This is a genomic window from Streptomyces sp. CO7 (assembly GCF_053474865.1).
Genome location: NZ_JBRIOU010000003.1, coordinates 248,742 through 256,492 on the forward strand (window position 1 = coordinate 248,742; position 7,751 = coordinate 256,492).

Consider the following 7,751-nt stretch of genomic DNA (forward strand, 5'->3'; position numbering starts at 1 on the left):
GTACCGCAGCCGCTCGAGCCGCCCCGGCGGCCGGTCGTCCGGCGCCTGCCGGGGGCGCGGTCCGCCCCGGCCGCCCGGCTCCACCGGCTCCTGCGACTGCGGCACGGCGACCTCGGCCACGGCGGCTCCTCACCTCGGGCGACGACGGACGGAACGACGGAGAACACCACGGGAGATCCCCGGGAGCGAAAGCGGGCAAACCGGAACGTAGGGCGTCCCGCTCCCTGGTGCAACGACGCCGCCCCGAAGGGCCGGTACTGTTCCGCCAATGAGCTCGCTTAATCTCGACGACTTCACCGACCGGATCCAGCGTCCCCACGGCAGCGTGCGCCGTGACGCGGAGGCGCGCCGGGGGCGACTGGCCGTTCCGGCCGGGTCGCTGGGACGTCTGGACGAACTGGGGGAGTGGCTCGCGGCCGCCCAGCACGCGGTGCCGGTGCGCCCCCTGGACCGGCCCAAGGTCGTGCTGTTCGCCGCCGACCACGGCGTGGCCGCGCTCAACGTCTCCGGACGCCCGGCCGGCACCGCGTCCTGGCTGGTGCGCGACGTCCTGGAGGGCGTGAGCCCCGTCGCCGTCCTCGCCCGCCGCGAGGGCGTCCCGGTGCGGATCGTGGACGTGGGCCTGGACTGCGAACCGGAGGCGCTGCCCGCCGAGGTGACCGCCCGTCGGGTGCGCGCCGGCAGCGGCCGGATCGACATCGAGGACGCGCTCACCGCGGAGGAGGCCGAGACGGCGTTCCGCGCGGGCATGGAGATCGCCGACGAGGAGGCCGACGCCGGCACCGACCTGATCGTCCTGGGCGACCTCAGCGTCGGCGGCACGACGCCCGCCTCGGTCCTGGTCGCCGCCCTCTGCGGCACCGACGCCTCGGTGGTCACCGGCCGCGGCGGCGCGGGGATCGACGACCTGGCGTGGATGCGCAAGTGCGCCGCGATCCGCGACTCGCTGCGCCGGGCGCGCCCGGTCCTCGGCGACCAGCTGAAGCTGCTGGCCGCGGTGGGCGGGGCCGACCTGGCAGCGATGACCGGCTTCCTGCTGCAGTGCGCGGTGCGCCGGACCCCCGTGATCCTCGACGGGGTGGTCTCGGCCGCCGCCGCGCTGGTCGCGCAGCGGGCCGCCTTCCGTGCGCCCGACTGGTGGCTGGCCGGCCACAGCAGTGGCGAGCCCGCCCAGGCGAAGGCGCTGGACCGGATGGCCCTGGAGCCGCTGCTGGACCACGGGGTGACCGTCGGCGAGGGCGTGGGCGCCCTGCTGGCCCTCCCGCTGGTGCGGGCCGCCGCCGCGCTCGCCGCCGAACTGCCCGAGATCGGCGAGTCCCCCGCCCCGGAGAAGCCGGCGGCTCCCGGCGAGCCCGGCGAGCCCGCAGGGTCTGCGGAGGCCGCGGCGTCCGCCGCCGAAGCTCCCGAGACAGCGGCGCCCGCCGATCAGGTGACGCCCGACGACGCCGCCGCGCCCACGGAGCCGGTAGTACCGACCGACGCCGCGGCGTCCGCCGATCCGGTGACGCCGACCGACGCCGCGAAGCCCGCGGAGCGCAACGCCGACTGAGCCCGCAGGAGCCGCGGGACCGCCGACATCGGCATAGTTCTCAGGGCGCGCCGCGGCGGGGAATCCCTCGCGATCCACGGGGTGGGCAAGGTCTGCCGACCTGCCGTGGCCGACGAGTGCCCCACAAGGCAGGTGGACCCCGCCGAAGGGCAGGACCGGGCCGAGGCGGTGGCGCACACCCGGCGCGCCGGTGCGGCCGTCCGCCGACGCGGCAGGCACCCCCGTCCCTCGGGACGGCGAGGCACGCGCACGGCCCGGCCGGGTGAGCGACCCCTGGCGGCGCTGCCCCGCGAGCCGGCGCCACCCCGCCGAAGGGCAGGACCGGCCGAGGCGGCGGCGCGCCGGTCCCGTGGTGCTCGCCGGCGCGGCGGGACGCACCGGGGCGGTCGTGCCCGCCCCCGTGGAGGAATCCGCCCCGCCCGGCCGGGCGGTGACCTGGGTGCCAGGTCCTCCCCGCCGGCGGCGGTCGGGATGTCCGACCCTAGGAGGATGTGACGCTCGTCAAATAGGACCAGGGGGTTACCAGGTCTCGACGGGCCATGGGTCAGGATGTATGCGGCGGCGGTCCCGCCCCATGCCGGCGCCCCCACGCACCGTGCCCTCACCTCGTAGAGAGACCCTGACCCTTATGTCCTGGCTGTCGAAATTCAGCCTCGCGCAGCGGGCCCTGATAGGGCTGATGTCGCTCATCGCGCTCCTCTTCGGAGTGATCGCGATCCCGCAGCTCAAGCAGCAGCTGTTCCCCTCCATCGAACTGCCCATGGTCTCGGTCATCGCGCCGTACCAGGGCGCGTCCCCGGACGTGGTGGAGAAGCAGGTCGTCGAGCCCCTCGAGAACGGCATCAAGGCCGTCGACGGTGTCGAGAGCCTGACCTCCACGGCGAGCGAGGGCAGCGCCGTGATCATGGCCTCCTTCGACTACGGCCCGGACACCAAGCAGCTGGTCGCCGACATCCAGCAGGCCATCAACCGGTCGCGGAACATGCTGCCCGAGGGCGTCGACCCGCAGGTGATCGCCGGTTCCTCCGACGACATGCCCGCCGTGGTCCTGTCCGTCACCGCGGACATGGACCAGCAGGCGCTGGCCGACCGCCTCGACACCGCCGTGCTGCCCGAGCTGGAGAAGATCGAGGGCGTCTCCCAGGCTTCGGTCAACGGCGTGCGCGACATGCAGGTGACGATCACCCCGGACGACGCCAAGATGGCGCGCGCCGGGCTGAGTGCCGCCTCGCTGACCCAGGCGCTGCAGGCGGGCGGCGCGACCGTCCCGGCCGGCGCCTTCGACGAGGACGGCGCCAACCGCACCGTCCAGGTCGGCGGCGGCTACACCTCGCTGCAGCAGATCAAGGACCTGCGGATCGCGGGCCAGGCGCAGGGCGCGGGCGCGGCGGCCGGAGCCCCCGGCGCCGCCGGTCAGGGCGGCGGCAAGGCGGTCAAGCTCTCCTCGGTCGCCGAGGTCGAGGAGAAGCCGGCCGCGACCGACTCCATCACCCGGACCAACGGCAAGCCCAGCCTGTCCGTGATGGTCACCATGGACCGCGACGGCAGCGCCGTCACCATCTCCGATGCCGTCGAGGACAAGCTCGACGACCTGCGCGCGGCGGTCGGCAAGAACGCCGAGATCACCGTCGTCAGCGACCAGGGCCCGGCCGTCGCCCAGGCGATCTCCGGCCTCACCACCGAGGGCGCGCTCGGCCTGCTGTTCGCCGTCGTGATCATCCTGGTGTTCCTGACCTCGGTCCGCTCGACCCTGGTCACCGCGGTCTCCATCCCGCTGTCCGTGGTCCTCACGCTGATCTTCCTGTGGACCCGCGACATCTCGCTCAACATGCTGACGCTGGGCGGTCTCACCATCGCCATCGGCCGGGTCGTCGACGACTCGATCGTGGTGCTGGAGAACATCAAGCGGCACCTCGGCTACGGCGAGGAGCGCAAGCAGGCCATCCTCAAGGCGGTCCGTGAGGTCGCCGGCGCGGTCACCTCCTCCACGCTCACCACCGTCGCGGTCTTCCTGCCGATCGGCCTCGTCGGCGGCATGGTCGGCGAGATGTTCAGCGACTTCAGCATCACCGTCACGGTCGCCCTGCTGGCCTCGCTGCTGGTGTCGCTGACCGTGGTCCCGGTCCTGTCCTACTGGTTCCTGCGCCCGCCCAAGGGCAGCCCGGAGGACGCCGAGCAGGCCCGACTCAAGGCGGAGGAGGCCGAGCGCCGCAGCCGCCTGCAGCGCCTGTACGTGCCCGTGCTGAAGTTCGCCACCCGTCGCCGCCTCACCAGCGTGCTGATCGCGGTCGCCGTGTTCGTCGGCACCCTGGCCATGACCCCGCTGCTCAAGGTCAACCTGTTCGACCAGAGCGACCAGGACGTCATCTCCGTCACCCAGAAGCTCGAGCCGGGCACCAGCCTGGCCGCCACCGACAAGGCCGCGGCCAAGGTGGAGAAGGCCATCGAGGGTGTCGAAGGCGTCAAGAACCAGCAGGTCACCGTCGGCAGCTCCGGCTGGATGGCGGCCTTCGGCGGCGGCACCGGCTCCGACCAGGCCAGCTTCCAGGTGATGATCGAGGACGACGCCTCCTACGAGGACGTCCAGAAGAAGATCGAGAGGAGCCTGGCCGGCCTCGACGGCGTCGGCGAGACCGAGATCGGTGGGGCCCAGATGGGTCTCGGCAGCCAGAACCTCGCGGTGGTCGTCAAGGCCGCCGACCGAGACGTGCTGGCCGACGCGGCCGCCGAGGTCACCGACGCGGTCAAGGGCATGGACGACGTCACCGAGGTCACCAACGACCTCGCGCAGTCGGTGCCGCGGATCCAGGTCCGCGCCAACGAGAAGGCCGCGGCCGCCGGGTTCACCGACCAGGCCCTGGGCGATGTCGTCGCCCAGGCCGTCCGCGGCAAGACCGTCGGCAAGGCCACGCTGGACCAGGCCGAGCGCGACATCGTCATCAAGGCCGCCAAGCCGGCCGACACGGTGGCCGAGCTGAAGAACCTGCGCCTCGACAAGGTCAAGCTCTCCCAGGTCGCCGACATCAAGCTGGTCGACGGTCCGGTCTCGCTGACCCGCATCGACGGTCAGCGCGCCGTCAACGTCACCGCGCGCCCGACCACCGACGACACCGGCTCCGTCGGCATCGAGCTGGCCAAGGTGCTCGACGAGCTGGACCTGCCCGAGGGCGCCACCGCCGAGATCGGCGGCGTGGTCGACCAGCAGGAGGAGGCGCAGATGAACCTCTTCCTCGCCATGCTCGCGGCCATCGCGATCGTGTTCATCCTGCTGGTGGGCACCTTCCGGTCGCTGGCGCAGCCGCTGATCCTGCTGGTGTCCGTCCCGTTCGCCGCCACCGGCGCGCTGGGCCTGCTGATCGCCACCGGTACCCCGATGGGCGTCCCGGCGATGATCGGCATGCTGATGCTGATCGGCATCGTGGTCACCAACGCCATCGTGCTGATCGACCTGATCAACCAGTACCGGGCGCAGGGCTACGGAGTCGTCGAGGCGGTGATCGAGGGAGGCCGGCACCGTCTGCGGCCCATCCTGATGACCGCGCTGGCGACCATCTTCGCCCTGGTCCCGATGGCGCTGGGCGTCACCGGCCACGGCGGGTTCATCGCCCAGCCGCTGGCGGTCGTGGTGATCGGTGGTCTGATCACCTCGACGCTGCTCACGCTGCTGCTGGTGCCGACGCTGTACGCGATGCTGGAGCTCCGCAAGGAGCGCCGTGCGGCCAAGCGGGCCGCGAAGCGGGCGGAGCAGGCCCCCGGCGACGGCGGCGACGACACGCCCGCCCTCGCCGCGGAGCCCGAGCCCGTCCGGGCCTGACGCACCGCGACACGAAAGGCCCCCGGCGCCAATGGCGCCGGGGGCCTTCCCCGTGTGTCACGTGAGCGATCGGACCGAGGCGATCGGCCGGACCGCAGCGACCGCGGGTCAGCCGAGGTTCTTGCGGACCTCGGAGGCGGCCTCCTCGCCGTACGCCTCGGCGAAGCGCTCCATGAAGTGGGCGCGGTGCAGCTGGTACTCCTGGGTGCCCACGGTCTCGATGACCAGCGTCGCCAGCATGCAGCCGATCTGCGCCGCGCGCTCCAGCGAGACGCCCCAGGCCAGGCCGGAGAGGAAACCGGCGCGGAAGGCGTCGCCGACACCGGTCGGGTCGGCCTTGCGGGTCTCCCTCGGCACGGAGACCTCGATCGGGGACTCGCCGTGCCGCTCCACGCGCACGCCGCGCGAGCCCAACGTGGTCACCCGGTGGCCGACCTTGGCGAGGATCTCCTCGTCGGACCAGCCCGTCTTGGACTCGATGAGGCCCTTCTCGTACTCGTTGGAGAAGAGGTACGTCGCCCCGTCCAGCAGGATGCGGATCTCCTCGCCGTTCATCCGCGCGATCTGCTGCGAGAAGTCCGCGGCGAACGCGATGCCCCGGGCGCGGCACTCCTCCGTGTGGCGGAGCATCGCCTCCGGGTCGTCGGCGCCGATGAGGACCAGGTCGAGACCGCCCACCCGGTCGGCGACGGTCTTCAGCTCGATCAGACGGGCCTCGCTCATCGCGCCCGTGTAGAAGGAGCCGATCTGGTTGTGGTCGGCGTCCGTGGTGCACACGAAGCGCGCGGTGTGCAGCGTCTCGGAGATGCGCACGGAAGCCGTGTCGACGCCGTGCCGGTCGAGCCAGGCGCGGTACTCGTCGAAGTCGGAGCCGGCCGCGCCGACCAGGACCGGGCCGGTGCCCAGCTGGCCCATGCCGAACGCGATGTTGGCGCCGACGCCGCCGCGGCGGACGTCGAGCTGGTCGACCAGGAAGGAGAGCGAGACCGTGTGCAGCTGGTCCGCGACGAGCTGGTCGGCGAACCGGCCCGGGAAGGTCATGAGGTGGTCGGTGGCGATGGAGCCGGTGACTGCGATGCGCACGGCGGGTTCTCTCCTGGCTGGCGGCTTGGTGACCTACCGATGGTAGGCGGCTCGGGCGGCCGGTTCGTCCCGAGTGCCCCATCGGGGGGAACCGGGTCCCGGCCGCGCACGTCCCATCGGGGACTCCTGATGAGGGGCACGGCCTCCGAGGGCCTTTGAGGAAGAGGAGCAACGAGGTGAAGGACGACGCGCTGCCGGCCGGCGGCCCGGACGACGGCCGCGACCACGACCCGCACGACGGAACGGCCGCCCGCGACGGGGCTCCCCGCGATGGGGCTGCCCACGGTGGGGCTCCCCACGACGGGGCCTCCGAGCACGACGACGCCGCGCCCGGACCGCGGCACGACCCGCCGCGCCGGCGGCTCGCGGTGGCCGCGGTGGCGGCGGCGGTGCTGGCCGTGGCGGGCATCGGCACCTACGCCGCCTCCTCCACGGGCGGCCCGGCCGCCGCCTCGCCCGCCGGCCCGCCGGAACCCGAGCCCCTGGTGCTCGACGGGTACGGCGCCGTGCCGCAGGGCCTCACCTTCCGCGCCGCCGGCGAGCTGCCCGACGGCCCGGACACCGCCCCCGTGTACCTGCCCGAGGGCCAGGTCCCGCGGGAGCGGGTGGCCGCGCTCGCCGAGGCGCTCGGACTGGAGAGCACGCCGCGCCAGGAGGGCACGGTGTGGAAGGCGGGGGAGGAGCTGACCGTCGACCGGAAGGCCCCCGCCTCCTGGACGTTCCACCGCGACCCGTCGGGCGGGACGACTCCGGTGGACAGGGCGAAGGCGGAGAAGGCCGCCGCCGCCGTGCTGAAGGCCGCCGGCCAGAGCGACGCCCGGGTGACCGCGGGCGGCACCCTGGGCCCCGAGCGCACCGTCGACGCCGATCCCGTCATCGGCGGTCTGCCCACCCACGGCTGGACCACGGCCCTGCGGGTGGGGCCGGATTCCCGGGTGACCTCGGGCGCCGGCATGCTCGCCGACCCGGTCCGCGGCGACTCCTACCCGCTGGTGGACGCCGAGTCCGCGCTGAAGGACCTCGACCGGCTGAGCTCCGGGATCGGCCGGGCCCCGGAGCCCGGCTGCGCCAGCGCCGTGCCCGCGGAGCCCGGCGGGGACAAGGGGGAGGAAGCTCCCGCGGGCCGCCCCTCCGCCGTGCCGCCGGCCCACCCGTGCACCCCCGAGGCGCCTCTCAAGCGGCGCACCGCCACCGTCGAGAGCGCCGAGTTCGGCCTGGCCGCGCACTTCGTGGACGGCCGGCAGACGCTGGTGCCGTCCTGGATGTTCGAGGTGCGGCTCCCCGACCGGGGCGACCTGCTGCGCC

Annotated in this window: 3 protein-coding genes and 1 pseudogene; 3 read left to right on the top strand and 1 reads right to left on the bottom strand. The window is 73.7% G+C overall.

From position 1 onward, the window contains the following. The first annotated feature begins 268 nt into the window (after positions 1-268). Together cobT and ACOV8S_RS11025 are read left to right on the top strand one after the other, a co-directional pair. Positions 269-1,549 carry a nicotinate-nucleotide--dimethylbenzimidazole phosphoribosyltransferase gene (cobT, locus tag ACOV8S_RS11020; protein ID WP_448317605.1) on the top strand — a complete coding sequence of 427 codons (1,281 nt, stop codon included), beginning with the start codon at positions 269-271 and terminating at the stop codon, positions 1,547-1,549. Positions 1,550-2,177: 628 nt separating this feature from the next. Next, positions 2,178-5,363 carry an efflux RND transporter permease subunit gene (locus ACOV8S_RS11025; protein WP_448317606.1) on the top strand — a complete coding sequence of 1,062 codons (3,186 nt, stop codon included), beginning with the start codon at positions 2,178-2,180 and terminating at the stop codon, positions 5,361-5,363. A gap of 108 nt (positions 5,364-5,471) precedes the next feature. Here the strand turns inward: ACOV8S_RS11025 and ACOV8S_RS11030 are convergent, their stop codons facing one another. Next, entirely contained in the window at positions 5,472-6,446 is a 975-nt protein-coding gene (locus ACOV8S_RS11030; protein WP_448317607.1) for a carbohydrate kinase family protein, read from the bottom strand. Positions 6,447-6,622: 176 nt separating this feature from the next. On the opposite strand from ACOV8S_RS11030, the pseudogene ACOV8S_RS11035 reads away from it, so the two are divergent. After that, positions 6,623-7,751, top strand: a pseudogene (locus ACOV8S_RS11035) (hypothetical protein); the annotation flags it as partial.

Coding starts and splice junctions, on each gene's coding strand:
- cobT (WP_448317605.1), top strand. CDS start 269: ATGAGCTCGCTTAATCTCGACGACTTCACCGACCGGATCCAGCGTCCC.
- ACOV8S_RS11025 (WP_448317606.1), top strand. CDS start 2,178: ATGTCCTGGCTGTCGAAATTCAGCCTCGCGCAGCGGGCCCTGATAGGG.